The 24,534-nt window shown below is 68.2% G+C and carries 24 protein-coding genes; 14 read left to right on the top strand and 10 right to left on the bottom strand.

Translation table 11 applies throughout. From position 1 onward, the window contains the following. Window positions 1-44 precede the first annotated feature (44 nt). Window positions 45-524, bottom strand: a complete 480-nt coding sequence (locus tag FJ887_RS11505) for a YqeB family protein (RefSeq protein WP_137824558.1) — start codon at window positions 522-524, stop codon at window positions 45-47. A 172-nt stretch (window positions 525-696) separates the two neighbouring features. Here FJ887_RS11505 and FJ887_RS11500 point away from each other — a divergent pair, with 172 nt between their 5' ends. Together FJ887_RS11500 and FJ887_RS11495 are read left to right on the top strand one after the other, a co-directional pair. Further along, on the top strand, window positions 697-1,323 hold the full coding sequence (locus FJ887_RS11500) for a TetR/AcrR family transcriptional regulator (protein WP_137824557.1): 627 nt from the start codon (window positions 697-699) through the stop codon (window positions 1,321-1,323). 468 nt (window positions 1,324-1,791) lie between these two features. Next, on the top strand, window positions 1,792-2,778 hold the full coding sequence (locus FJ887_RS11495) for an ABC transporter substrate-binding protein (protein WP_140955395.1): 987 nt from the start codon (window positions 1,792-1,794) through the stop codon (window positions 2,776-2,778). A gap of 41 nt (window positions 2,779-2,819) precedes the next feature. Here the strand turns inward: FJ887_RS11495 and FJ887_RS11490 are convergent, their stop codons facing one another. Then, window positions 2,820-3,287, bottom strand: a complete 468-nt coding sequence (locus tag FJ887_RS11490) for an Lrp/AsnC family transcriptional regulator (RefSeq protein WP_137824555.1) — start codon at window positions 3,285-3,287, stop codon at window positions 2,820-2,822. 466 nt (window positions 3,288-3,753) lie between these two features. Here FJ887_RS11490 and FJ887_RS11485 point away from each other — a divergent pair, with 466 nt between their 5' ends. The 3 genes from FJ887_RS11485 to FJ887_RS11475 are packed head-to-tail and all read left to right on the top strand — an operon-like array spanning window position 3,754 to window position 8,361. Further along, window positions 3,754-4,530 (top strand): electron transfer flavoprotein subunit beta/FixA family protein, encoded by a 777-nt coding sequence (locus FJ887_RS11485; RefSeq protein WP_137824554.1) that lies wholly within the window; start codon window positions 3,754-3,756, stop codon window positions 4,528-4,530. An 11-nt stretch (window positions 4,531-4,541) separates the two neighbouring features. Then, complete coding sequence (locus FJ887_RS11480) at window positions 4,542-5,528, top strand: electron transfer flavoprotein subunit alpha/FixB family protein (protein WP_137824553.1); 987 nt, start codon at window positions 4,542-4,544, stop codon at window positions 5,526-5,528. A 1-nt stretch (window position 5,529) separates the two neighbouring features. Continuing rightward, complete coding sequence (locus tag FJ887_RS11475; RefSeq protein WP_137824552.1) at window positions 5,530-8,361, top strand: cytochrome b/b6 domain-containing protein; 2,832 nt, start codon at window positions 5,530-5,532, stop codon at window positions 8,359-8,361. Window positions 8,362-8,686: 325 nt separating this feature from the next. On the opposite strand, the gene FJ887_RS11470 is transcribed toward FJ887_RS11475, so the two are convergent. Beyond that, window positions 8,687-9,652: an alpha/beta hydrolase gene (locus tag FJ887_RS11470; RefSeq protein ID WP_137824551.1), complete on the bottom strand. Its 966-nt coding sequence runs from the start codon at window positions 9,650-9,652 to the stop codon at window positions 8,687-8,689. A gap of 84 nt (window positions 9,653-9,736) precedes the next feature. Here FJ887_RS11470 and FJ887_RS11465 point away from each other — a divergent pair, with 84 nt between their 5' ends. After that, complete coding sequence (locus FJ887_RS11465) at window positions 9,737-10,315, top strand: TetR family transcriptional regulator (RefSeq protein ID WP_137824550.1); 579 nt, start codon at window positions 9,737-9,739, stop codon at window positions 10,313-10,315. Between the two features lie 149 nt (window positions 10,316-10,464). Here the strand turns inward: FJ887_RS11465 and FJ887_RS11460 are convergent, their stop codons facing one another. Then, entirely contained in the window at window positions 10,465-11,127 is a 663-nt protein-coding gene (locus FJ887_RS11460; protein ID WP_137824549.1) for a GntR family transcriptional regulator, read from the bottom strand. A 181-nt stretch (window positions 11,128-11,308) separates the two neighbouring features. Here FJ887_RS11460 and glyA point away from each other — a divergent pair, with 181 nt between their 5' ends. The 7 genes from glyA to FJ887_RS11425 all read left to right on the top strand — a co-directional run bounded on the left by glyA (window position 11,309) and on the right by FJ887_RS11425 (window position 19,060). Then, the gene (gene glyA / locus FJ887_RS11455; RefSeq protein WP_137824548.1) at window positions 11,309-12,694 is read left to right on the top strand and encodes a serine hydroxymethyltransferase; all 1,386 of its coding nucleotides are present in this window, start codon (window positions 11,309-11,311) and stop codon (window positions 12,692-12,694) included. Further along, entirely contained in the window at window positions 12,694-13,911 is a 1,218-nt protein-coding gene (locus tag FJ887_RS11450) for a sarcosine oxidase subunit beta family protein (RefSeq protein WP_140955394.1), read from the top strand. The genes glyA and FJ887_RS11450 overlap by 1 nt, the downstream gene beginning before the upstream one ends. A gap of 15 nt (window positions 13,912-13,926) precedes the next feature. After that, window positions 13,927-14,223, top strand: a complete 297-nt coding sequence (locus FJ887_RS11445) for a sarcosine oxidase subunit delta (RefSeq protein ID WP_137824546.1) — start codon at window positions 13,927-13,929, stop codon at window positions 14,221-14,223. Next, window positions 14,220-17,183, top strand: coding sequence for a 2Fe-2S iron-sulfur cluster-binding protein (locus FJ887_RS11440; protein WP_137824545.1), 2,964 nt, complete (start codon window positions 14,220-14,222; stop codon window positions 17,181-17,183). Before FJ887_RS11445 ends, FJ887_RS11440 begins: the two co-directional genes overlap by 4 nt. Further along, a complete protein-coding gene (locus FJ887_RS11435; RefSeq protein WP_095376591.1) occupies window positions 17,176-17,829 on the top strand; it encodes a sarcosine oxidase subunit gamma in 654 nt (217 codons plus the stop codon). Before FJ887_RS11440 ends, FJ887_RS11435 begins: the two co-directional genes overlap by 8 nt. Window positions 17,830-17,831: 2 nt before the next feature. After that, window positions 17,832-18,677, top strand: coding sequence for a formyltetrahydrofolate deformylase (purU, locus tag FJ887_RS11430; RefSeq protein WP_095376590.1), 846 nt, complete (start codon window positions 17,832-17,834; stop codon window positions 18,675-18,677). A 128-nt stretch (window positions 18,678-18,805) separates the two neighbouring features. Continuing rightward, entirely contained in the window at window positions 18,806-19,060 is a 255-nt protein-coding gene (locus tag FJ887_RS11425) for a glutaredoxin family protein (RefSeq protein WP_137824544.1), read from the top strand. A 166-nt stretch (window positions 19,061-19,226) separates the two neighbouring features. On the opposite strand, the gene FJ887_RS11420 is transcribed toward FJ887_RS11425, so the two are convergent. From FJ887_RS11420 to FJ887_RS11400, 5 genes are all read right to left on the bottom strand, one after another. Then, on the bottom strand, window positions 19,227-19,868 hold the full coding sequence (locus FJ887_RS11420) for a LysE family translocator (RefSeq protein WP_171006966.1): 642 nt from the start codon (window positions 19,866-19,868) through the stop codon (window positions 19,227-19,229). Further along, the gene (locus FJ887_RS11415; protein WP_095375273.1) at window positions 19,865-20,443 is read right to left on the bottom strand and encodes a CGNR zinc finger domain-containing protein; all 579 of its coding nucleotides are present in this window, start codon (window positions 20,441-20,443) and stop codon (window positions 19,865-19,867) included. The genes FJ887_RS11420 and FJ887_RS11415 overlap by 4 nt, the downstream gene beginning before the upstream one ends. Before the next feature lie 569 nt (window positions 20,444-21,012). After that, on the bottom strand, window positions 21,013-21,567 hold the full coding sequence (locus tag FJ887_RS11410; protein ID WP_095375272.1) for a CGNR zinc finger domain-containing protein: 555 nt from the start codon (window positions 21,565-21,567) through the stop codon (window positions 21,013-21,015). Continuing rightward, window positions 21,564-22,142 carry a GNAT family N-acetyltransferase gene (locus tag FJ887_RS11405; protein ID WP_137824543.1) on the bottom strand — a complete coding sequence of 193 codons (579 nt, stop codon included), beginning with the start codon at window positions 22,140-22,142 and terminating at the stop codon, window positions 21,564-21,566. Before FJ887_RS11405 ends, FJ887_RS11410 begins: the two co-directional genes overlap by 4 nt. Beyond that, on the bottom strand, window positions 22,139-23,035 hold the full coding sequence (locus tag FJ887_RS11400) for an alpha/beta fold hydrolase (protein WP_137824542.1): 897 nt from the start codon (window positions 23,033-23,035) through the stop codon (window positions 22,139-22,141). The genes FJ887_RS11405 and FJ887_RS11400 overlap by 4 nt, the downstream gene beginning before the upstream one ends. A 252-nt stretch (window positions 23,036-23,287) precedes the next feature. Here FJ887_RS11400 and FJ887_RS11395 point away from each other — a divergent pair, with 252 nt between their 5' ends. Next, window positions 23,288-23,503, top strand: coding sequence for a thioredoxin domain-containing protein (locus tag FJ887_RS11395; protein WP_095375301.1), 216 nt, complete (start codon window positions 23,288-23,290; stop codon window positions 23,501-23,503). Window positions 23,504-23,564: 61 nt separating this feature from the next. Here FJ887_RS11395 and FJ887_RS11390 read toward each other — a convergent pair whose 3' ends face one another. After that, a complete protein-coding gene (locus tag FJ887_RS11390) occupies window positions 23,565-24,488 on the bottom strand; it encodes an IclR family transcriptional regulator (RefSeq protein WP_095375269.1) in 924 nt (307 codons plus the stop codon). Between the last annotated feature and the right edge of the window lie 46 nt (window positions 24,489-24,534).

Genomic DNA, 24,534 nt, shown 5'->3' with positions numbered 1-24,534 from the left:
CGGGGTCGAATGGTCGAGCGGGAGCTGCTGAGCGTGGGAGCCGCTCAGATCTCACCCCAGCGGTAGCCGCGGGCGGTGAATGCCTCGGCGACCTTCTCCCTCCTGCCCTCGACGCCGCCTTTGAAGGCCTGGTGGCCGCCGGTGGTGAGGATCGTCAGCTGACGGCCGTCGAAGTAGGCGGTGACGAACGACTGCCGCGTGATCCGCACCGGGTCTCCGCTGCGCGACCCGACGGTGATCCCGTCCTCGCCGATCGTCAGCCGCGACGTCGACTCGACGACGACGAGCGCGGCCACACCGCCGAGCAGTGCGCCGAGGATCGGCCGGGCGACGACGATCCACTGCTCGTCGAAGGCGCTGAGCTTCTCGATGATGTCGCCGAAGGGAATCGGGAAGCGGGCGGCGAGCCCGGCGACCGCAGGCAGGAAGAAGCCGAGCGCGATGCCCGCGGCCACGCAGACGAGGCTGATGACGACGATGTCGGAACGGCTGAGGGCGAAGACGTCGGCGGGCGCGCGTGACATCGATCCTCCCGGGTCTCGTGACAGCGCGGATCTCACGCCGTTCTGGAACATCAGTGTACCAGGATGGAACATTAGTGTTCCATGGGGGAGAATCGAGAGACGGCGATCTCTCGATCCGACGGTCGGCGATGCGGCTGGGCGATGAGACACGATCCGACGACGAAGGGCGCAGATGGGCACAGGGATGGGACGGCTCGGCAGGGATGCCCTCGTGCGGGAAGCGCTGGCGGTGCTCGCGGCGAATCCGGCGGCGTCGATGGGCGAGGTCGCGACGCACCTCGGAGTCGGTCGCACGACGCTCTACCGGCACTTCGGCGATCGGGAGGCGATGATCGCCGAGGTGGCCCGCCACGGTGCGCGGGTGTTCACTGACGCCTTCCGATCGGCCCGGCCCGAGGTCGGCAACGGTCTCGACGCCGTAGAGCGGGTGTGCACCCAGCTCTTCACCGTCCCCGACGTGCTCACCCTGCTCTTCGCCGACAATCCCATCATCACCGACGACACCTTCGCCGAGGTGGAGCGCGAGCGTCGCGCCGCCGCGGCTGGCGACGGGGATGCTGCCGTCGGTCAGCAGGGTGGGGCTGAGGGTGACGCCCTCGAGGCGGTCATCGCCCGCGGTCAGGCCGACGGGTCGATCACCTCCGAGGTGCCCGTCGAGTGGGCCGCGATGTACGTGTTCCTCACCGTCGGCTCCGGGCATCTCCACTCCGTCAGCGCCGGAGTCGCTGATCGGGAGGCTCGGGCGCGGGCGCTCGCACTGACGATCCGCGCCGTCCGGCTGACCCTGGCCGCCGGCTGACCCTGGCCGCCGACTGTGCGGGTGCCGACTGTGCGGGCGCTGAACGGCGACACGCACGCCATGTCGGCAGGAAATCGTCAGGCGGGCAACTCGTCGCCGGCGCATCGACTTCTCGCCGACATCGCCCGCGTGTCGGCGTCGGGGAGTCGGGGCAAGCGGCCCTGTGGGGTCGGCACACGGCATTCGTCGGGGCGCGGTGTTCGCCTGACGATCAACCGCCTCGGCGGATTGCGGGGCGACGATAAATCAGGTTAGGCTAACCTACGAGATCACGAACGGACCGCGCATCACGGCAGTTGACACACCTGCTTGGAGTCGCGTCCCGCGGGATCTCACTGTTTCATCCGACACGGAACCCTCGACAGCGGTGATTCGGTCGTCCGCGCAGATGCTGCCGATCATCGTGCGCGCACGACTCAGCGACGACCGCTTCGAGGGTTTCCGTCGTTCGCTCCGCGAAAGGACGCCATGACACTGAAGACGATGACCGCGCTGACCGCCGGCTGTGCCGCGCTCGCCCTCCTCGCCGGCTGCGGGGGAGGCGGTTCCGCCGACGCCGAGGCGGCAGGCGGAGGCGAGACCCGCACCGTCACCGACGCCACCGGAGCCGACATCGTCATTCCCGCCCAGCCGCAGGCTGTCGCCACCCTGCACTACGCCGCGACCGAGACCCTCATGGACCTCGGGATGACGCCCGTCGGACAGGGCGAGTACCAGGAGGCCTCGGTGCCTCAGGGGTGGGTCGACCGCCTCGGCGAGGTGCCCGTCGTGGCGACCGACGAACCGGACATCGAGCGGCTCGCGACGACGGACCCCGACCTCATCCTCGCCCCGAACACCCTCGATACCGGTGTCGTCGACCAGCTCGAGGACATCGCTCCCGTCTACCAGTTCACCCTGCGCGGCGGAGACCGCGCGAACTGGAAGCAGCGGGTCGGGGAGGTCGCCGACGCGGTCAACCGGAGCACGGAGCTCAAGGCCCTCGACGACGCCTTCATCGCCGAGCAGACGCGCATCAGCGAGGAGTACAGCGACGTCACCGACGGGACGACGATCGCGACGCTCTCCTCATTCACTGAGAACACCGCGTACCTGTGGGGGAGCGGGAACATGCTCGGAACGATCTACGATCCGTTCGGTCTCACGTGGTCGGCCGACGAGGACAGAGTCATCGCGGAGAACGCCGAGGCGGCGGAGCCCGAAGCCGAGGTCTCGCTCGAACTCGTCGACAAGGCCGCCGGGGACGCCGACATCGTCTTCGTCACCTCGAATCTGCGCGGCGAGTACGACGAGCTGAGCACCGCGCTCATGGACTCACCGGTCTTCGCTCAGCTGCCCGCCGCGCAGGCCGGCAACGTCTATCCCAACGGAAAGTCGACGATCGCCGGATACTCCGACGCGAACTACAGCCTCGAGATGGTCGAACAGGCGCTGCAGGCGTACCGGCAGAGGTGAGTGCAGCTCAGCCCAGTGGGCTGTTCAGCCTGGTGGGCTGTTCAGCCCAGCGAGCTCTGCGCTCCGGGACGGTGACCCTCGGCCTCGTCGAGGATGAGCAGCGACCGTGACGAGGTGACGCCGGGAACCTCGTGGATGCGGCGGAGGATGACCTGGGACAGCGCCGTGTTGTCAGGTGCGTTGACGGTGACGAGCGCGTCGATGTCGCCGCTGACGGCCTGAACCTTCTCGACGAAGGGGAGTGCGGCGAGCTCGTCACGGACCTCCGGCCACGGCCGCTCGCCGACCTTGACGACGACCACCGCGGTCACGGACATGCCGAGGGCGGCGCGATCCACCTCGGCGGTGAAGCCCTTGATCGCCCCGGACTCGAGGAGGGCGGTGAGGCGCTTGTGCGCGGCGGAGCGGGAGATGTGCACGCGTTCGGCGAGCTGGCGCACGCTCAGCCGGGAGTCCTCGACGAGGGCAGCGATGATGCTGCGGTCGATGTCGTCGAGGTCGAATGACAAGGGCGTGCTCCTTCGGCGTCGCTGCTGGCTGCCGCCCGGCAGCCTCGGTGCGTCGTGCTCCTCACCGGGGTCGCGCTCGTCGTGAACCAGCATCCGGTCGAGGTTCCACCATTCTAAGTGGGTGCGGCAGGTCGTGGGGGCCGGAGCGGATCCCGGCGACCGGGATCGCGGTGGCGCTCACGGGTCACGGCGGTGTCGACGGCAGGTGCGGGCCGCCTCGGCGGGCTGGTAGGCTTAAAATCGATCGTTCGTTCAGTAACGATGAGCTCGTCCCGCACCGACAGGCACCCTGGTGTCCGAAGTGTGGCCTCCACCACGTACCATGGAGGGCGGAGCACGCCGCCGCATGCGCACGCGGATGCGGCGGGCGAACGGCATGTTTCCCGCCTGTAGATTATGGGGGAGACGACACTCAGCAGGACTGACTGCTCGGCGGCGGACCTGCGTCATTCGAATAGGAGCCACGTTGAAGATCGCTGTGTTGGTCAAAGAGGTCCCGGACACGTACGGGGATCGCAAGCTCGATCTCGAAACCGGCCTGGCGGACCGTGCCGCCTCGGAAGCCGTGCTCGACGAGATCGGCGAACGCGCCCTCGAAGTCGCCCTCAACTACGCGGACAGCCACGACGGCACCGAGATCACCGTCATCTCGATGGCCCCGTCGGGTGCGACTGCGACGATCCGCAAGGGCCTGGCCATGGGCGCCGGCAATGCGGTCCACATCTCCGATGAGGAACTCCTCGGCGCCGACCTCGGGCTCACTGCCGAGGTGCTCGCCGCCGCCATCCGCCGCGGCGACTACGACCTCGTCGTCACCGGCAACATCTCGACCGACGGCAACGCCGGCATGCTCCCGGCGATGCTCGCCGAGCACCTCGACCTCCCGCACGTCACCGGCCTGAGCACCGTCGAACTCACCGACTCCACCGTCTCCGGCACGCGCGCCGTCGACGGCGGTCAGCAGCAGGTGACCGCGGAGCTGCCCGCCGTCATCTCGATCACCGAGGCGCTGCCGGAAGCGCGCTTCCCCAACTTCAAGGGCATCATGGCGGCGAAGAAGAAGCCGTTCGAGGTCATCGGCCTCGCCGATCTCGACATCGACGCCGCTGACCAGTCGACCGCCCGGTCGATCATGGTCTCCGTCGCCGAGAAGCCCCCGCGCGAAGCCGGCGAGAAGGTCGTCGACGACGGCAACGGCGGAGCCGAACTCGCCGAATTCCTCATCAAGAACCGCCTCGCCTAAGGAGAGAAGACATGGCTGAATTCCCCCAGGACACCATCCTCGTCGCGCTCACGGTCGATCCCGAAGGCGCTCTCGAGAAGCCCGCTGCCGAACTCCTCGGCGGTGCCGCCGCGATCGGCAGCCCCGTCGCACTCATCGTCGCCCCTGCCGGCACCGGTGACGCCGCGGCGGAGACGGCGGCCTCGCTCGGTGCCGTCCAGACCCTGATCGCCGAGGTGCCCGCGGGCAGCTCCGCGCTCGGCACCTTCGCCGTCGACGCCCTCGTCGGCGCCGCGGAGCTCACCGCACCCGATGCCGTCCTCGTCCCGAACTCGATCGACGGCCGCGACCTCGCCGGCCGCTTCGCCGTGCGCACGGGCTCGGCGCTCTCGGTCGACGCGATCGGCGTCGAACGCGATTCCGAGGGCATCGTCGCCGACCACTCCGTCTACGGCGGCGGCTACACCGCGCAGTCGGCCCCGACCTTCGGCGCGCCCGTCATCACCGTCCGCCTCGGCGCGATCGAGAACCGCGCTGAGGCCCAGCCCGCGAACGCGCAGACCCTCGAGGTGACCGACTCCGGCAAGCGAAGCGCCGACGTCACCTCGTACGAAGCCGTCGTCGAGACCTCCTCGCGCCCCGAGCTGCGCGGAGCGCAGAAGGTCGTCTCCGGTGGCCGCGGTGTCGGCTCGGAGGAGTCGTTCGAGCTCGTCGGCGAATTCGCCGATGTCCTCGGTGCCGCTGTCGGCGCCTCGCGTGCCGCGGTCGACGCCGGCTACATCGCGCAGTCCCACCAGGTCGGACAGACCGGTGTGTCCGTGTCCCCGCAGCTCTACGTCGCGCTCGGCATCTCCGGGGCGATCCAGCACAAGGCGGGCATGCAGACCTCGAAGACGATCGTCGCGGTCAACAAGGACGGCGAAGCGCCGATCTTCGACATCGCCGACTTCGGCGTCGTCGGCGACCTCTTCAAGGTCGTCCCCCAGGCCGTCGAGACCCTGAAAGCGAAACAGGGCTGATATGGCCACCTTCTCCAACACGCTGCGCTCGGGTCTGCCCCGGGTCTCCGGCGGCGATCCGTGGCCGCCGGAGGGCACGGTCGGTCAGGCTGTCGAGTGGGAATCCCGGGAATGGGTGAGCGCCGAGGCGGGTGCCGCTGATCCTGCGGCTGAGCCTGCGGGTGCTGTCGATTCGGGCGCCGTCGATTCGGGCGCTCCCGTCGATTCTGCGGGCGTTGCCGATTCGGGAGCCGTCACCGAGGTGACCGCTGCCGAGACCTCGACCGTGGACTCCGTCGAATCGGATGCGACCAGGGTCGAGCCCGGTGCTGACTCCGGCGTCGACACTGGTGTCGACGAGACCGTGGCCGTTGAGGCCGACGGTGGGTCCGACGCCGAAGTGCCTGCCGGTGCCGCGAGCGATGCTGTTGGCTTGAGCGACGCCAGTGCCTCGAGCGACGCCGATGCACAGGCGGCCGGCGGCGCTGTCGCTGCCGGCGCGGGTGCAGCTGTTGGAGCAGGCGCGGCTGCTGCCGTCGCCGCTGATTCGGCCGATTCGGCGCCTGCGGCCGAGGTTCCCCTGCGCCGTGGTCTTCCCCGCGTGAGCGGTGGAGAGGCCTGGCCGCCGGAAGGGCTCGCCCCTGCCGGAGTGAAAGCTCCCGCGCAGGCCGTAGGAGCCGCCGAGCCTGGTACCGGGCTGTCCGAGCCGGGTGCGACTGAGCCCGGTGGTGGAGAACCCGTCGTCGAGCAGACCTCCCGCGCTGATGAAACGTTTGCCGATCAGACGTCCGCCGAGGACGCCGTCGCCGGTGCGGCGACGGAGCATGCTGGTGTGACTGGTGCCGGCTCTGCTGCCGGGGCAGGCGTTGCCGGAGCCGGCATCGCCGCTGCCTCTGCCGGGGACGAAGCGTCATCGGTGCCGTTGCGCCGTGGGCTGCCTCGCCGGTCCGGTGGGGACGCGTGGCCGCCGGAGGGCTTCGCCCCTGCCGGGGTTACGGGACCCTCGAGAAGCGCAGCGCCTTCTGCCGCGAGCGCTGATTCCGCAGCACCCGGGGCGGGTGACCAGAGTGTCGACTCTGCCAGCGCGGACGCTGTGCCTGCGGATGCTGTGACTGCGGACGCTGTGACTGCGACCGAGACCACGTCCGTTTCCTCGGCAGGTGCTGAGGCTCCTGCAGGTGCTGACCCTGCAGCCTCGACAGCTGCTGCCGCGGCACCTGCCGCCGGTGGAGCGAAGACCGCTCCAGTGAGTGGTGCCGCTGAGCTCAGCGATGTTCCGCTGCGCCGCGGTCTGCCGCGCACCGCAGGTGGCGACCCCTGGCCGCCCGAGGGCTTCGCCCCAGTAACGGCCACTGCGCCCACCGATGAGCAGCCGACGCCTGCACCGACGGCCGATGCCACCGGTGCAGCGGACACCGCCGACACAGCAAGCACCGCGGGTGCCACGGCGGCAGTCGCGGGCGCTGGGGTGGCCGGCGCCGTGGCTGCCGGCGCTGCCGCCTCGGCGAGTGGGAACACCGCAGAGAAGGACAGTGCCGCAGAGAAGGACAGTGCCGCTGAGAAGGACAGTGCCGCAGCTGACTCTGCGGCGGACGAACCCGCCAAGCCTGCGGGCCGCACGGGTCTGCCGAAGACCAGGACTGGCCTGCCGAAGTCCACCGGCCCTGACACCGGCAAGCCCGGCGACAAGCCCGCGGGACGGACCGGCCTGCCGAAGACCGGCGGACCGGCGACGAAACCGGCCGAGAAGCCGGCGGCGAAGACTCCGGCCGCGGGGACCGGCGCGAAACCGGCAGCCGCGGGTTCGACGGCGGCCGCAGCGACCGCCTCGGCGGGAACAGCGGCGAAGTCCACGACGTCCACAGGGGACTCGACGGCCGCGAAGTCGACCGCCTCGGCGAAGCCTGCATCCGATAAGCCTGCCCCCGCCGCCCCGGCAAAGCGCGACCCGATCATGATCGGATCGAAGTCGCTGGGGCAGTGGATCGGTCTCGGTTCGCTCGGACTCGGTGGGCTCATCGTCGCCGCAGGCATCCTCATCCTCGCCGCACGCGGAGTCACGACCCTGCCCGGAGTGCCGGGATTCCTCGAGCGCTACCCGGGCGAGTATCACCTGCCCGACTTCGTCGAACCGGGCTTCCCGGCGTGGGCGCGGTGGACGCACTTCCTCAACTTCTTCTTCATGGTCCTCATCATTCGCACGGGACTGCAGGTGCGTCACCAGCAGAAGCCCCCGGCGTTCTACACGCCGAAGAACGGCGGGAAGAAGATCAGCATCAACCTGTGGCTGCACACGAGCCTCGACGTTCTCTGGCTGCTCAACGGCGTCGTCTTCGTCGTGCTCCTCTTCGTGTCCGGCCACTGGGCGCGGATCGTGCCGACGAGCTGGGAGGTCTTCCCGAATGCCCTCTCGGCGATGCTGCAGTACATGACCCTGGAATGGCCGATGGAGGACGCGTGGGTCAACTACAACTCGCTCCAGCAGCTCATGTACTTCATCGTCGTCTTCATCGCCGCTCCCTTGGCTGCGATCACGGGTGTGCGGATGAGTGAGTGGTGGCCGAAGAACGCGACGACGCTCAACAAGATCTACCCGGCACCGCTGGCGCGGGCGATCCACTTCCCGACGATGATCTTCTTCGTGTTCTTCATCGCCGTCCACGTGTTCCTGGTCTTCACGACCGGGCTGAGGCAGAACCTCGGCTACATGTTCGCCGGGACGAACGTCGTGGGCTGGGCCGGAGCCATCTGGTTCCTCGTGGCCTTGGCCGTGGTCGTCGGCGCATGGTTCGCCGCCAGGCCGCTGGTGCTCGCCCCGATCGCGAACCTCTTCGGCAGGGTGTCGAGCAGGTAGGACAGCACGCCTGAGCAGGCTGGACACCCCACCTGAGCAGGCAGTCGAACTGAAGGGTTCGCGGTGCCAGGCTGGCGCGTTCGCCCTGTCGGAGGCCCCGCGTGGCATCTCGTCACGCGGGGCCTTCTGGCGTCTGCCTCATGGTTCTGTCGCGGGGGTCGTCGGGCGCTGGAAGCGTGGAGAGGCGACCGTTTCTCGGTCTGCGGCAGGTTCACGGCGATTGTGCGCCGCGCCCATGGCGATCTCGACGCGATTTTCGCCATGAGTCTGGCGCAGAGTCCCAGGGTCGCCATGAACCTGGCGCAGAATCCAAGGGAGGTGACGCTCAGGCTGGGGCACGCACGCGCTCGACGAACTCGACGACGGCCTCCTCGAGCTGCTGCAGCCCAGGCTCCTCGAGCGGGAAGTGGCCCGCGCGATCGAGGATGACCTCGGAGAACAGCTCCGGATCGAGCCTCGAGACGACGGGGTCCGACAGATCTCGCGGGGTCCATCGGTCCTCGCCGGGTTGGGTGAGGAGGACGGGGCACGCATCGAAGTCCACCGGCTCGACGGCCGGGACGTACGTGGCGTAGTCGGCGAGGAAGCGCAGCCACATCGCATTGCCCGCCGAGGTCTGATCGGCGAGGAAGACCTTCATTGCGCCCGGGTTGTTGGCCAGCGCCGACATCTTCGACGCCAGACGCATCGGGTAACGGACGCTGCGCAGCGGAGTCCTCGCCAGGAGGCGGACCCAGGGCATGCCGACGCGGGCGGTGATGAGACTGCGCGCCGTCCGGTCGACGACCTCCTGATGGCGCTGATCGAGGAACGTCATGCCGACGATGCCCCTCAGCGCACCCGGTGAGGCCTTCGCGGCGACATGGTAGGCGAGCATGCCGCCGGCCGACAGGCCGTAGAGCACCGTGGGCTTCGGGTCTCGCGCCTGCTCGGCGGCGAGGAAGTCGATGACCATGTCGACCCAGTCCGCATACGACGGCACGTACCCGGACTCGACCCGCGTCATCCCGTAGCCGAGATTGTCGAGCGCGACGACGTCGTAGCCCTGCCGGGCCAGCGGAGCACCGAGGATGAGCGACATCTGGCGCCCGTTCGTCCCGACGCCGTGGTGGAGGATGACACGGGCCTTCGCCTCGGGTCGGCGATAGCGATCAAGATGGATCCCGTGCCCCCGCCACCCCCAGAACTCCTCATCGGGAGCGGAGGTCTCGTCGAGTCGCAATCGCTCGGGCAGGAACTCCTGGAGGTCCTGCCACGCCTGCTGATCCTTATAGAGCGCTGCGCTTGCCATGCGTGTCCTCACGTCGACGATGACAACACCTTACGACAGAAATGACACCGAGTGTCAATACTGACTCGTGCGTACAATGCTGGAATGGACCTGCCCTCCCTGCGCGATCGCAAGCGCCTCCTCATCCAGGAGGACATCATGGCGGTCGCCCTCCGACTGTTCCGCGAACGCGGGTACGAGGCGACGACCGTCGATGACCTCGCCGCCGCCTCGGGGATGTCACGGCGCACGTTCTTCCGCTACTTCCCGTCGAAGGAGGACGTCCTCGCGGGGAAGTGGACGGCGATGGGCGAGGGGATCGTCGTCGCGCTCATCGAGCGTCCCGCCGACGAGGAGCCGTGGGCCTCGCTGCGCGCGTCGCTGGCCGGCGTCGTCGAGCACTACGCCGATCCTGCTCGGCGCACGGACAGCTATGCCCTCGACGAGGTCGTCGATTCCACGCCGTCCCTGCGCGCGGCATTCGTCGCGAAGGTCGACCTCCTCGCCGAGGCGCTCTCCGCCGTCCTCGTCTCCCGCGGAGTCGCCGAGGTGCGGGCGCAGATGCTCGCCAGAGCCTGCGGGGCAGCGCTGACGGTCGCGATGCGCCAGGCGCGCGCGACCGGCGCCGAGGGCATCGCCGACGACCTCGATCGTGCGATGGGAGTGCTCACCCCGGGGATGTGAGCGCCCGGCGGCCGGACGCGCGCGGCGCCAGGGTGATCAGTGGGCGCGCCGGCAATGTGGGGAGCTTCCGCGGTGATTGTGCGCCATGTTCATGGTGAGATCGGTCTGATTTTCGCCATGGAGGTGGCGCAGAAGGGTGTGGACCGCCCTTATGCGAGGGCCTTGCGGACGGTGGCCTCGAACTCGCGGACGTGTTCGCCGGCGAGCGCGCTGACGGCGGGTTCGTCGCCTGCGAGGATGCCCTCGAGGAGGGAGATGTGCTCGCGGATGTGGCCGAGCAGGTCGGGGATCTTCGGCAGGACGAGGCACCAGATCCGGGTGGCGAGGTCGTCGAGGCGCACGAGCGTCTCCTGGAGGTGGATGTTGTCGACGGCGCGGTAGATGAGGCGGTGGACCTCGAGGTCGCGTTCGATGAGCGTGCGTGCGTCGAGGCCGGCCTTCAGCTCGCCGAGTTCGGAGATCGTCGCCGCGAACTCCTCGCGCAGCTCCGGCGTGATGTTCCGGGCGGCCCGTGTTGCGGCAATGGGCTCGAGCGCCTGGCGCATCTCCGTGATCGCCGCGAGGTCGGTGATGTCGACATTGGCCGCGAACGTCCCGCGCCGCGGGTAGGACACGACGAGGTGGGCCCCTTCGAGGCGTTTGAGGGCCTCGCGGATCGGGGTGCGCCCCACCTCGAGTTCGGCGCTCAAAGCCGCCTCGTTGATGACGTCACCGGGAGCGATGTCGAGCATGACGAGCCGATGACGCAGCGCCTCATACGCGCGGTCGGCCAGAGACGAGCTGCTTGCCGAGGTGTCCGCCGTCGTTGTCATCCCACTCCTCCATGCGTCGTCGAGCCGACCCGGCCAGTGAGGCTCGGGCGGGTGGACAGGTCAGGTGGCAAGGCCGGGGGAAAAGTTCTCCCGCACCCATTGCCACGGCTGAAATTCTGCGCCTAGACTACAGGAACACAGCTGATATATTAGTTGACGATTAACGATCGAGGGAGATCGCATGACCGAGCAGCTCACAGGAATCCCGGACGCGCCTGAGGCCGGGTCCACGGCCCTGCCCACCGACTTCCCCAGTCGCGCCCCCGAGGAGCTGAGCACTCCGCTCGCGCAACTCGACCCGGAGATCACCGGCTTCATCGACGCCGAACTCGGCCGTCAGCGCGAGGGCCTGGAGATGATCGCCTCGGAGAACCACACCGCCACTGCCGTCATGGAGGCGCAGGGCTCGGTGCTGACGAACAAGTACGCCGAGGGCTACCCGGGCCGCCGCTACTACGGCGGCTGCGGGTTCGTCGACGAGGTCGAGCGCCTCGCGATCGCCCGGGTCAAGGAGCTCTTCGGAGCGGCCTACGCGAACGTCCAGCCGCACTCCGGCGCCCAGGCCAACGCCTCGGTGATGCACGCCCTCATCCGTCCCGGCGACACCGTCCTCGGCCTCGACCTCGCCCACGGCGGCCATCTCACCCACGGGATGAAGCTCAACTTCTCCGGCCGCCTCTACGACATCGTCGCCTACGGCGTCGACGAGGACACCCACCGCGTCGACATGGCCGAGGTCGCGCGACTGGCCCGCGAACACCAGCCGAAGCTCATCGTCGCCGGGTGGTCGGCGTACTCGCGACAGCTCGACTTCGCCGAGTTCCGGCGCATCGCCGACGAGGTCGGCGCCTACCTCATGGTCGACATGGCCCACTTCGCCGGCCTCGTCGCCGCGGGCCTCCACCCCTCCCCGGTCCCGCACGCCCACGTCGTCACCTCGACGACGCACAAGACCCTCGGCGGTCCCCGTGGCGGCATCATCCTGACCAATGACGCCGAGGTGGCGAAGAAGGTCAACTCGGCCGTCTTCCCCGGTCAGCAGGGAGGACCGCTCGAACACGTCATCGCCGGCAAGGCCGTGGCCTTCGGTCTGGCCGCGACCGAGGAGTTCGCCGACAAACAGCGCCGGACCCTCGCCGGCGCCGCCGAACTCGCCCGCCGCCTCGGAGAGAATGACGTGGCCGAGCGCGGCATCACGATCGTCACCGGCGGCACCGACGTCCACCTCGTCCTCGTCGACCTCCGCGACTCCGTCCTCGACGGGGCGCAGGCCGAGGATCTCCTCGCGCGGATCGGGATCACCGTCAACCGCAACGCCGTGCCCAACGATCCGCGTCCGCCCATGGTCACCTCGGGGCTGCGCATCGGCACGCCCGCGCTCGCCAGCCGCGGTTTCGGCTCCGCTGCCTTCGCCGAGGCGGCCGACATCATCGCCGAGGTCCTCATCGCCGGCACCGACGAAGGCGGACCGAGCCAGGAGACGATCGACGACCTCGGCGCCCGGGTCTCCCGCCTCGCCGCCGACCACCCGCTCTACCCGCACCTCACCCCGATCGGAGCACGCTGATGGCCGACCACCTGCCCGAACACCCCGACTTCCTGTGGCGCAATCCCGAGCCGAAGTCCTCCTACGACGCCGTCATCGTCGGCGGCGGGGGACACGGGCTCGCGACCGCCTACTACCTCGCGAAGAACCACGGGATGACGAACATCGCGATCCTCGAGCGCGGCTGGCTGGCCGGGGGCAACATGGCCCGGAACACGACGATCATCCGCTCGAACTACCTGTGGGACGAGTCCGCGGCGATCTACGAGAAGTCGCTAAAGCTCTGGGAGCAGCTGCCCGAGGAGCTCGATTACGACTTCCTCTTCTCCCAGCGCGGTGTGCTCAACCTCGCCCACACCCTCGGCGACGTCCGGGAGTCGCAGCGCCGCGTCGGCGCCAACGTCCTCAACGGCATCGACGCCGAATGGCTCGACCCGAGCCAGGTCAAGGAGGTCTGCCCGATCATCAACATCGGCGACGACCTGCGCTACCCCGTCATGGGGGCGACGTACCAGCCGCGGGCGGGCATCGCCAAGCACGATCACGTCGCGTGGGCGTTCGCCCGCAAGGCCGACGAGATGGGCGTCGATATCATCCAGAACTGCGAGGTCACCGACGTCTACCGCGACGGCGACCAGGTCATCGGAGTCGAGACGAACCTCGGGAGGATCGCCACGGAGAAGGTCGCGATCGCCGTCGCCGGCCACACCTCGGTGGTCGCCGCCATGGCGGGCATCCGCGTGCCCATCCAATCCCACCCGCTGCAGGCGCTCGTCTCCGAGCTCTTCGAACCCGTCCACCCGACGGTCGTCATGTCGAACCACGTCCACGTCTACGTCTCCCAGGCCCACAAGGGCGAACTCGTCATGGGCGCCGGCGTCGACTCCTACAACGGCTACGGGCAGCGCGGCGGCTTCCACATCATCGAGGAGCAGCTCGCCGCCGCCGTCGAGCTCTTCCCGATCTTCGCCCGTGCTCACGTCCTGCGGACCTGGGGCGGCATCGTCGACGTCACCCTCGACGCGTCCCCGATCGTGTCGAAGACGGAAGTCGACGGCCTCTACGTCAACTGCGGGTGGGGGACCGGCGGGTTCAAGGGCACCCCGGGTGCGGGTTACACGTTCGCCCACACGATCGCCAACGACGAACCGCACCCGCTCAACGCGCCGTTCGCTCTCGAGCGGTTCGAGACCGGCCATCTCATCGACGAACACGGCGCCGCCGCCGTGGCCCACTGAGGGAGAGGGACCGCCATGTTGCTCATCACCTGCCCGAACTGCGGGGCCCGTGACGAATCCGAATTCACCTACGGAGGTCAGGCGCACGTGCCCTACCCCGAGGACCCGTACGCGCTCACCGACCGCGAATGGGCCGAATACCTCTTCTACCGCGACAACGACCGCGGCCTCTTCGCCGAACGCTGGTGCCACAGCCTCGGCTGCCGGAAGTGGTTCAACGCGATCCGCGACACCGTGACCTATGACTTCGCCGCCGTCTACCCGATGGGACAGCCGCGGCCCGCCGAATTCGAAGGAGGCGTGAAGCGATGACCTCGACGCACACCGACTCGCACGCAGAGTCGCACACCGAGACCAGCGGGTCGGCGACCGGACAGCGCGAGCGCCTGCCGCACGCGACCGGCATCGACCGCACCCGGCCGCTGACCTTCCGCGTCGACGGCCGGTCTTACACCGGGTTCGCCGGGGACACGATCGCCAGTGCCCTCATCGCCGCCGGCCGCCTCGACTGCGGGAGCTCGACGTACCTCGACCGGCCCCGGGGAATCCTCGCCGCCGGGGTCGAGGAGCCCAACGCCCTCGTCCGCGTCCACGCCCCCGACGTCCATGCCCCCGACCGCGCCGAGGTGGCCGAATCGATGCTCCCGGCGACCCGCGTCCTCATCCGCGAAGGCCTGGAGGCCGACTACCTCTCCGGGCTCGGCATCCTCGACCCCGGCCGCGACGACGCCGTCTACGAGCACACGCACGCCCACACCGACGTCCTCGTCGTCGGGGCCGGTCCCGCCGGGCTCGCCGCCGCCCGGGAGGCCGCGAAGTCCGGGGCCCGCGTCCTCCTCCTCGACGACGAACCCGTGCCCGGCGGGGCGCTCCTCGCCGCTCCCGCGGAGATCATCGACGGGGTGCCGGCCCCGGAGTGGATCACCTCGACTCTCGCCGAGGCGACCGCCGCCGAGGAGTTCACCTATGTTCCTCGCACGACCGTCTTCGGCAGCTACGACTCGAACTACTTCGTCGCCCTCGAGGACCGCACCGGCGCCGAGGCGGGACCCCGGCAGCGCGTGTGGCACATCCGGGCCGGTCAGGTCGTCCTCGCCACCGGAGCGCACGAACGTCCCATCGTCTTCGCCGACAACGACCGACCCGGCATCATGCTCGCCTCCGCCGTGCGCACCTACCTCGGTCGCTACGGTGTCGTCGCCGGGCAGCGGGTGGCGATCGCGACGACGAACGACTCCGCCTACGCCCTCGTCCCCGAGCTGCAGGCCGCCGGAGTCGAGGTCGTCGCGGTCATCGATTCCCGTGCCACCGCCTCGGCGCGGGCCTCCCAGGTCGTCGCCGACACCGGTGTGCGCCTCATCCTCGGCGCCGCGGTCACCGGGACCGCGGGCGAGGGCCCGGCGGGACGGATCTCCGGGATCACCGTCTCCGCACTCGACGAGGACGCGGTCGCCGCACCCGGCGGCGAGGACGTCGCGGTCGACCTCCTCGCCGTCTCCGGCGGCCACTCGCCGGTCATCCACCTCCACGGCCAGCGTCGCGGGCCCATCGCCTGGGACGCCGACATCGCCGCCTTCGTGCCCACCGGCCCTGTCCGTGACCAGTCCACGGTCGGAGCGATGACCGGGGACTATGCGCTCGCCTCGGCGCTGCGGCAGGGCGCGGAGGCAGGCCACGCCGCCGCGGCGGCCACCGGCTTCGACGCCGAGCTGACCATCCCGCGCCCCGACACGTCCGACACGCCCCCCGCCCCGCATCGACCCCTGTGGGCGGTGACCTCGGCCGAGGCCGATCCCGGCGACCTGACCACGCACTTCGTCGACTTCCAGCGTGACCAGAGCGTCGCCGACATCCTCCGGGCGATGAACGCCGGCATGCGCTCGGTCGAGCACATCAAGCGGTACACGTCGATCTCGACGGCCAACGACCAGGGCAAGACCTCAGCGGTCAACACGATCGGAACGATCGCCTCGGTGCTCGGGGAGGACAACCTCGGCGAGGTCGGCCACACGACGTTCCGCGCCCCCTTCACCCCGGTCGCGTTCGCGGCGCTGGCCGGGCGGCGCAAGGGGGAGCTCTTCGATCCCGCCCGGGTCACGTCGATCCATCCGTGGCACGTCGCCCATGGTGCTCAGTTCGAGGACGTCGGGCAGTGGAAGCGGCCGTGGTACTACCCGCAGGAGGGCGAGGACATGGACGCCGCGGTGCTGCGCGAATGCCGGGCAGTGCGGGAGTCCGTCGGCTTCCAGGACGCCTCGACGCTCGGCAAGATCGAGATCCGCGGCACCGACGCCGGGAAGTTCCTCGGGCGGATCTACACCAACGGGTTCGCCAAGCTCGGGGTCGGCAAGGCCCGCTACGGGCTCATGTGCACCCCGGACGGGATGATCTTCGACGACGGCGTGACCCTGCGCGTGGCCGAGGACCGGTATTACATGACGACGACGACCGGAGGGGCGGCGAAGGTCCTCGACTGGCTCGAGGAGTGGCACCAGACGGAATGGCCCGAGCTCGACGTCGTCTTCACCTCGGTGACGGAGGAATGGGCGACCGTCGCCGTCGCCGGACCGAAGTCGCGGGAGGTCATCGCCCGGGTCGCCCCCGACCTCGACGTGTCCAATGAGGCGTTCGGCTTCATGGAGTTCCGGCACGCGACGCTGGAGAACGGGATCCCGGCGCGGATCTGCCGGATCTCGTTCTCCGGGGAGCTCGCGTTCGAGATCAACGTCGAAGCCTTCTACGGGCTGGCTGTGTGGGAGATGGTCGCCGAGGCGGGGGCCGAGTTCGACATCACCCCGTACGGCACGGAGACGATGCACGTGCTGCGCGCGGAGAAGGGGTTCATCATCGTCGGGCAGGACACCGACGGGACGGTCACCCCGGCCGATGCGGGGATGGAGTGGATCGTCTCGAAGGTCAAGGACTTCATCGGCAAGCGCTCGTACTCCCGCGTCGACACCGCGCGCGAGGACCGCAAGCACCTCGTCGGGGTTCTCCCCGTCGACGGGGAGACCCGGCTGATCGAGGGCGCGCAGCTCGTCGCCGCGGGCACCCCGCTCACCCCGGAGGCGGGACCGGTGCCGATGATCGGGCACGTCACCTCGTCGTATCTGTCCCCGACCCTGGACCGGCCGTTCGGGCTCGCGCTCGTCGAGAACGGCCGGAACCGCCTCGGCGAGATCGTCCGATCACCGCTCGGTGACACGGTCATCGACGTCGAGATCACCTCACCTGTGTTCTACGATCCGGAAGGAGAGCGTCGCGATGGCTGAGACCACCGACACCGCCCTCGATGACCTGCGGGTGTCCCCGGCCGCCCACCTCGCCGAGGCGATGGCTGAGGCGAGTGCGTCCGGCGCCGAGGTGGGGTTGCGGGAACGTCCCTTCGCCGTCCAGATCGGCGTGCGCGCAGTGCCGGGGACCTCCTCGGCGCGGGCGATCGAGTCCGCGCTGGGGATCACTCTGCCCGAGGCCGTCGGGGAGGTGACCGGGGATGCGGCCGGGCGGCACACGCTGTGGCTGAGCCCCGACGAATTCCTCACCGTCGACGTCGCGGCCACGCAGCGCCCGGGCGAGACGGACGAGGCCGAGGCCGCGCTCGAGGGACCGCCCGTGCAGGTCGTCGAGCTCTCGGCGAACCGGACGATCCTCGAGCTCACGGGGCCACGGGCGCGGACCGTGCTCGAGAAGAGCTGCCGCGCCGACCTCCACCCCAGGGTCTTCGGGGTGGGCACGGCGATCGTCACGCAGCTCGGGCCGGTGCCCGTCCTCCTCCATCGGTCGGGTCAGGAGGAGTTCCGGATCCTGCCGCGCTCGAGCTTCGCCGACTTCATGGTGCGGTGGCTGCTCGACGGAATGGCCGAGTTCACCGGGGCCTCGGGGGTCACCGGGGCCGCGAACCACGATCGGAAGGGCTGAGCATGCCGGAATACGTCCTCTCCCTCGAATGCGATGAGCGTCGGGGAATCGTCCACTCACTCACCGGGGCGCTGCTCGAACACGGCGGTGACATCAGGGAGCTCAAACAGTTCGACGACGCCCTGAGCAAGAGGTTCTTCCTCCGCGTCGAGTTCGAGCTCGAGGCTGAGGCGCTCGAGGATCTGCGCCGTGAGATCGAGGCGGTGGCCGGGGATCTCGATGCCTCGTGGAACCTCTGGCCGAAGGGGGAGAAGCGCCGAGTCCTCATCATGGTCTCGAAGTTCGAGCACTGCCTCAACGATCTCCTCTTCCGCGCCCGGATCGGGGAGCTGCCCGTCGAGATCGCCGCGGTCGTGTCGAACCATCCTGACCATCGGGAGCTCGTCGAATGGCATCACGTGCCGTTCTTCCGGATCCCGGTGACCGCAGAGACGAAGCCGGAGGCCGAGGCCAAGCTGCTCGACCTCGTCGACCGGTTCGAGATCGACCTCGTCGTCCTCGCCCGGTACATGCAGGTCCTCTCCGACGATCTGGCCCGTGAGCTCACGGGGCGGGCGATCAACATCCACCACTCGTTCCTCCCCTCGTTCAAGGGGGCGAAGCCCTACCATCAGGCGTACGAGCGGGGAGTGAAGACCGTGGGCGCGACCGCCCACTTCGTCAACAGCGAGCTGGATGAGGGGCCGATCATCGCGCAGGCCGTCACCGAGGTCGACCACGCCTTCGGTCCGCAGGATCTCGTCGCCGCCGGCCGGGACACCGAATGCAAGGCACTGTCGAACGCAGTGCGCTGGCACTGCGAGGGCCGGGTGTTCCTCAATGGGAAGCGCACCGTCGTCCTCCGGTGAGAGGTGGGGTGGGGTCGCAGTCGACTGCGGCATTCGGGCCCGGCGGGTGGAATAGTCAGGCCGCGGCTGCGGTTCACAAGAATGCGCCGGTCGACTCCGGCGATAGCGCCTCACACGAAAGGTCGAGCATGGCTGAGAACACCATCACGATGTACGGAGCGGAATGGTGCGGCGACTGCCGGCGCACGAAGAAGCAGCTGACCGAGCTCGGCATCGACTTCGACTACATCGATCTCGTCGCGGAGCCCGAGCGGGCCGACGACGCGAAGGCGATCTCGGGTCGGACGAACATCCCGGTCGTCGTCTACCCCGACGGCTCCCACCAGGTCGAGCCGACCAACACCGAGGTCGAGGACAAGCTCAAGGACCTCGCTCTGCTCTGAAGTCCGCACTGAGACCGCCACTTAGCGTCGAGACCGACACTTATGACTGTCCGTCTCGGCGCTAACTGTCCGTCTCGGCGGACGAGGACGAGCTCCCCGGCTCCGCGTCGGCGGCGAGCGCTATAGGCCAGCGGCGGGCCCGACGCGCCAGAGCCTCCCCGGCCGGTCAGTGACCCGCGAGAGCACCGGCGACGATCTCGTAGACGACGAACGCTGCCAAGCCGAAGAAGACTGCGGCCGCCACGGAATGGAGAGTCGTGGCTGCGCGAGGGCTGTCCGACAGGCGCTGCTGCAGAGTGCCGGCGAAGACGCCGACAAGCGAGTCGACCGTCAGCCCGATGACCATGAAGATGAGCCCGAGAGTGATGAACTGTGCAGTCGTCGACCCTGCATCCCCTGCGAACTGCGGAAGGAACGACAGGAAGAAGAGGACCATCTTCGGATTCGTCAGGTTGACGATGACGCCTCGGAGGAACCAGCGATGGTCTCCGGTGTCGGCATCATTGAGCGAGACACCCTTCCGCGCCGAGCGCAGTGAGTCGATTCCGAGCCAGACGAGATAAGCGGCGCCCACCGCTTGGAGGACGGTCAGTGCCCACGGCACTCGTGCAACGAGCTGACCGGCACCCGCGGCCACGACGAAGCTGTAGACGAGCACGCCGACGGCCACGCCGGCCGAGGCGCGAAGCGCCGCTCCCCGGCCACCGGCGATGCCGACGCCGATCATGTACGCCAAGTCGGTTCCGGGCGCGATGCAGATGAGCACAGTTGCGAGCACGAACGGCGGCAGGACGCTGATGTCGATCATGGCGACACCGCTGCTCGGCGCTGGGCGTGTGGATTCCGGTGGCGATGCCGATCGACGCGTGCCCGGTTCCCGCATCCCGGGCTGCACCACTTCTGGTTGACCCGTGAGCGGTGGAAGATCTGTCCGCAGCCTGGCGCCTCGCAGATAGCGATGGCCGCCAGGTCATCCCGGCCGAGGAGGTCGACGACCGATGCCGCGAGCACCCCGGCAAAGGCGGCGAATCCGTCGCCAGCCGTCAGCCGACTGCCGCGGGGTCGGGATCCGAGCAGACGGAACACCCGACCCGTTTCGACGAGGCTGTTGATGAGGGCGGTGTCGGCGGGATCCCACTCCTCTTCACGGACCGCAGCACGCAGCGTGCGACCGGCGGCATCTCGCAGGGCGCGGAGATGAGGCAGATTCTCATCGGTGATCTCCACTTTCGGCAGTTCGGTCGGCTCGAGGTCGATCCACTCGTGTGCGTCCTCCACTGTTGCGATGAGGTCAACCGTCTCGAACTCGCGACCAATAGTCGTGTTCGCGAAATCGACGGCAAGATGGTCGCCGAGCCAAATCCACTTCTCTGATCGATTCATAGACCCAGTGTGGAGGGGTAACGGAAAGTTTTGCAAAAACCATTACATCACCACATTGAGGGCGTCGCTTGACCGACTGAAGGAAATCGCCCAGCGTGCGCCATCGCGCACTGTCGGAACGATCGCGACCCTGGATGCGACGTTCTGCAAAGCAATGTTCCAGATCATAGATATCCGTTGACCGATGACCCAGACGTGAGTCACGATGATGGTGGTTCGGCGAAATCGGCCTGGGACTTCCGCAGTTGCGGTGACGTTGTGAACGCCGGCTCTAAGGGGAGTCGATTGCTGCCCGATCCTTCATCGGGTGAACGCATAGCAAGCTCGGCTGCTCCGATTCGCCGATCCAGGCGACGATGGCAGACGTCGTGAGAGATGCAATCGCCGACGCTGGACTTAAGAAAAAAGGATCAGTCTGGCGGAGTCGGTGCGATCACTTGATGGATGCGGCGAGACCGACCAAATATCGGGCGGCAAGCGGCGGCCGACGATCCACCCTTGCATCGCAGTGGACTTTCAGGCGAGACCTGGTTGTCGCAGATTCGGTTGGCCCGGGGTCTGCCAATGAATCATGCGTGAGTGGAACGGTAACGCGCGGCTTTTGCCTGGTTGCCGCAAGTCTTCATGCTGCACCAGCGCCGCCGACGACTGCGGGAGGAATCAACAAAGAACCACCCGCACCGATCGCAGGCGCGTACACCCTGGGGCGGTGGATCGAGGAGGAGCGTGATAGCTCTGAGCGCCACGATAGCGAGTGAACCCTGCGCGTTCTGCGCAGTGGCTGTCCCGTCAGCGTGGACGGTCATGTCGGTAATGGAACGCTGGGTGGTGTCGAGCAGGTCTGTGAAGGCGTCGGCGGGAATACTGCGGTCGTCCTTGTGCGCATCGAAGACCGTCCACAGCAACGCTCGTAGCGCGCGAGCTTCGTGCAGAGTCCCCTCGTCCACGTCGGATTCACCGTCCAGTAGCAGACCGGTGTGGGCGAGCCAGGTTGCGAGATCGGTGGTGTCGCTGAACAGGTCCGGGCCCGGCTCGGGCCAGCGGCGGTAGACGGTGTTGGCGAAGTCGAGTGCGAGGTTCCCGGCAATGAAGTGGTCCTCGATCCATTCGGTGGTGGCGGTCATGGCAGCTCGTATCTCAGAACGGGGCGATCGTGCTTGCGCCGGGCGACCTCGGTGAACCCGGCATCAGTGAAGGCGCTGGAGATGCCGGTCATCGCGGTGTCCGGGCCAGCCCTGCGCCTCTTGCGAGGTTCAACGGGGTACGCCTCGACGATGCGGGTCGGCGACGTCTTGGCGATATGGCCACACACGGCAGCGATCCACGCCGACAGCAGTCCTTCGCCGCGATGACTCTTGACCATGAACAGGCAGGTCAATGAGACGACCGGTTCGTCATCGACCGACTTCAGCAGCGTCGAGCGTCGCAGGCGGGAGAAGTCGGCGCGGTCACCGAAACCGCACCATGCGACCGGTTCGTGGTTCAGATACCCCACGATGCCCGGCGACCGATCGCCTTCGGCCAGTTCCCGCATGGCCGCCTTGTTGCCCTCGCCCTTGTTCTCCATCCACTCATCGATTCTCAGCCGCCAGTGCATGCACCAGCAGCCACGAGCACCGCCCCTTTTGCCCATCACTGTCTCGAAGTCGTCCCACGTGGCCGATTCGAGCGACTTGACCGTCAGCGTCAGCCCGCTCATGTGCCGGCGCTCGCGCGGTAGAAGACGTCACGGGTGAAGGCGACCAATAGGTCGGCGACCTCGGCGGCATGGGTCTCCAACAGGAAGTGCCCGCCGTCGAAGATGTGCGCTTCGAACGTGTCCAACGCCCGGTGGTAAGCCAGCACCTCGCTGATATCGAAGGCCGGATCGTGACGTCCCCACAGCACCATGCACGGCGGCTGGTACGTGGCGTGATACTCGGCAATCTCATCGAAGCGGGCCACATGTTTGCGATAGTCGTAGAAGAACTGAAAGTACACCTCGATATTGCCCGGCCGCGACAAGTGCTCCCAGTCCAGATGCCACGACTCCGGCGGATGCAACTCCGCAACCCCCTCGGGCAACCCTCCGAGATAGGTGTCCTTAGTGCCTTCGAAGGTCAACCAGTCCGGCAACGCAGCCCTGTTCTCCTCGGTGGGCGCGGCCCAGTAACGACGGCCCGAGTCCCACCCCTCACCCAAGCCGGCCTCGTGCGCGTTGCCGTTCTGCACCACCAGACCCAGCACCCGCTCCGGGTGACGGGTGGCCAGAAAGTAGCCTACCGGCGTGCTGTAGTCCGTCACGAAAACGATGTACCGCTCCACGCCGAGGTCGTCCAGCAGCGCCTCGACCACTCGAGACAGCCCCTCGTATGTGTAATCATGCTGCTCCACCGGCGGGGAGTCGGAGAACCCGAAGCCCGGGATGTCGGGTGCGACCACGTAGGCATGCTCGCCCATGGCCGGGAGCACCTCGCGGAAGGAGTAAGACGAACTTGGTGCTCCGTGCAGCAACACGACCGCCGTTGATGAGGGCGCCCCCGCTTCGCGGTAGTGAACCCGCAAGCCTGCCACCTCACGATCGCGATGCCTTGTCTTGGCTATGTGCTTCATGGGGCTCTCCTCTCTTTACCGACTCGCCCCTCATGAGTAACCCTTGTTTGCTATTTTAACGGTTACTGCCAGGTTACGAACAGAGCGGGGTTCGACCGAGGCGGCCGAATTGTCTTGACCTTGTCCACGACGAGGCCGATTCTGAAGACAGCAGCCTCCTGATCGGGTTGCTGTTCATCAGATGCGGCGTCGGGGCTTCGCTGACGAACACATCTTGATCGCTGAGACCAGCTCGCTCTCCGAAATCAAGGAATCCGTCGCACGCGTATTCGCGCACCACTGACTCCTCTGACCGAACTCGACTTCGACTACGTCGATCTCGTCGCGGAGCCCGAGCGGGCCGACGACGCGAAGGCGATCTCGGGTCGGACGAACATCCCAGTCGTCGTCTACCCCGACGGCTCCCATCAGGTCGAGCCGACCAACCCCGAGGTCGAGGCCAAGCTCAAGGACCTCGCTCTGCTCTGACGTCCGCACCGAGACCGCCACTTCTCACCGAGACCGACGCTGAGAAGTGTCGGGCTCGGCGCTAACTGGCCGTCTCGGCGGACGACGGTGAACTCCCCGGCTCCGCGTCGGCGGCGAGCGCCTCGGCGATGATCTTCGCCTCACGCCGGAGCAGGGCGACGAGGTGCTCGACCCGCTGACCGGTGACGCGATCGGCGATCGAGGCGATCGACAGGGCGGCGCGCGGGCGCTCCCCGCGGACCTTGAGTGCGACTCCCACGGCCCACGACCCCTGCGCGAACAGTCCGGGGTTGTGGACGAAGCCGTCGATGCGGGCCTGGTCGATGATGTCGCGAAGCTGGTCGATGCGGACCTTCGGATAGCGCTGCGCGAGAATCTGCTCGTTCGCCGCGAACAGGGCGTCCACCTCGGCGCCGGGAAGCTCAGCCATGATCGCGAGACTGCCGGCTCCGATGCCCAGCGGATGCCGGTCGCCGACGGCGAGGGCGTTGTTGAAGATCTCCCCGAAGCCCTCCTCGCGCCGCGCGCAGATCGAATAGCTGCCGGTGCGCAGGGTGAGGAACGCGGTGTCCTGGGTGATCTCGGCGAGCCTGAGCAGACTCGACTCGGACTCGATGACAAGAGGGTCGACGGACTTCTGCGCGAGCTGCCCGAGGATCTGCGACTGCACCCCGAGGCGATACCCGCCCTCATCGAGGCGCTCGACATAGCCCATCGCGATGAGCGCCTGAAGCATCCGGTGGACGCTCGCCTTCGGCCGGCCGCTGATCGAGGCGATCTCCGACAGGCTCGCCCCGTGTTTCCCGTCACTGGCCAGCAGACCGACGAGTCCCAGCAGCGAGAGCGCCCGCTGGATGCTCTGCGCGCCGGTGCCCGGCTCGAGGTCATCGACGGCGTGGGCGACGTTGAACGAGGCGGACCGGCGCAGGATCTTCCCCCGCATCTTCATCCGCCCGATGTCCTCGGGATCCACGCCAGTGACCATGGTTCGATTATCGCGCGCCGAGGTGGTCCCACCACGGAGAATCCAT

This window comes from Brevibacterium sp. XM4083, assembly GCF_006489205.2.
GTDB lineage: Bacteria > Actinomycetota > Actinomycetes > Actinomycetales > Brevibacteriaceae > Brevibacterium.
Note: the sequence above shows the minus strand (reverse complement) of the source record. Positions and strands in the feature narration are given on the sequence as shown.

Coding starts and splice junctions, on each gene's coding strand:
- FJ887_RS11505 (WP_137824558.1), bottom strand. CDS start 524: ATGTCACGCGCGCCCGCCGACGTCTTCGCCCTCAGCCGTTCCGACATC.
- FJ887_RS11500 (WP_137824557.1), top strand. CDS start 697: ATGGGCACAGGGATGGGACGGCTCGGCAGGGATGCCCTCGTGCGGGAA.
- FJ887_RS11495 (WP_140955395.1), top strand. CDS start 1,792: ATGACACTGAAGACGATGACCGCGCTGACCGCCGGCTGTGCCGCGCTC.
- FJ887_RS11480 (WP_137824553.1), top strand. CDS start 4,542: ATGGCTGAATTCCCCCAGGACACCATCCTCGTCGCGCTCACGGTCGAT.
- FJ887_RS11475 (WP_137824552.1), top strand. CDS start 5,530: ATGGCCACCTTCTCCAACACGCTGCGCTCGGGTCTGCCCCGGGTCTCC.
- FJ887_RS11470 (WP_137824551.1), bottom strand. CDS start 9,652: ATGGCAAGCGCAGCGCTCTATAAGGATCAGCAGGCGTGGCAGGACCTC.
- FJ887_RS11465 (WP_137824550.1), top strand. CDS start 9,737: ATGGACCTGCCCTCCCTGCGCGATCGCAAGCGCCTCCTCATCCAGGAG.
- FJ887_RS11460 (WP_137824549.1), bottom strand. CDS start 11,127: ATGACAACGACGGCGGACACCTCGGCAAGCAGCTCGTCTCTGGCCGAC.
- glyA (WP_137824548.1), top strand. CDS start 11,309: ATGACCGAGCAGCTCACAGGAATCCCGGACGCGCCTGAGGCCGGGTCC.
- FJ887_RS11450 (WP_140955394.1), top strand. CDS start 12,694: ATGGCCGACCACCTGCCCGAACACCCCGACTTCCTGTGGCGCAATCCC.
- FJ887_RS11445 (WP_137824546.1), top strand. CDS start 13,927: ATGTTGCTCATCACCTGCCCGAACTGCGGGGCCCGTGACGAATCCGAA.
- FJ887_RS11440 (WP_137824545.1), top strand. CDS start 14,220: ATGACCTCGACGCACACCGACTCGCACGCAGAGTCGCACACCGAGACC.
- FJ887_RS11435 (WP_095376591.1), top strand. CDS start 17,176: ATGGCTGAGACCACCGACACCGCCCTCGATGACCTGCGGGTGTCCCCG.
- purU (WP_095376590.1), top strand. CDS start 17,832: ATGCCGGAATACGTCCTCTCCCTCGAATGCGATGAGCGTCGGGGAATC.
- FJ887_RS11425 (WP_137824544.1), top strand. CDS start 18,806: ATGGCTGAGAACACCATCACGATGTACGGAGCGGAATGGTGCGGCGAC.
- FJ887_RS11420 (WP_171006966.1), bottom strand. CDS start 19,868: ATGATCGACATCAGCGTCCTGCCGCCGTTCGTGCTCGCAACTGTGCTC.
- FJ887_RS11415 (WP_095375273.1), bottom strand. CDS start 20,443: ATGAATCGATCAGAGAAGTGGATTTGGCTCGGCGACCATCTTGCCGTC.
- FJ887_RS11410 (WP_095375272.1), bottom strand. CDS start 21,567: ATGACCGCCACCACCGAATGGATCGAGGACCACTTCATTGCCGGGAAC.
- FJ887_RS11405 (WP_137824543.1), bottom strand. CDS start 22,142: ATGAGCGGGCTGACGCTGACGGTCAAGTCGCTCGAATCGGCCACGTGG.
- FJ887_RS11400 (WP_137824542.1), bottom strand. CDS start 23,035: ATGAAGCACATAGCCAAGACAAGGCATCGCGATCGTGAGGTGGCAGGC.
- FJ887_RS11390 (WP_095375269.1), bottom strand. CDS start 24,488: ATGGTCACTGGCGTGGATCCCGAGGACATCGGGCGGATGAAGATGCGG.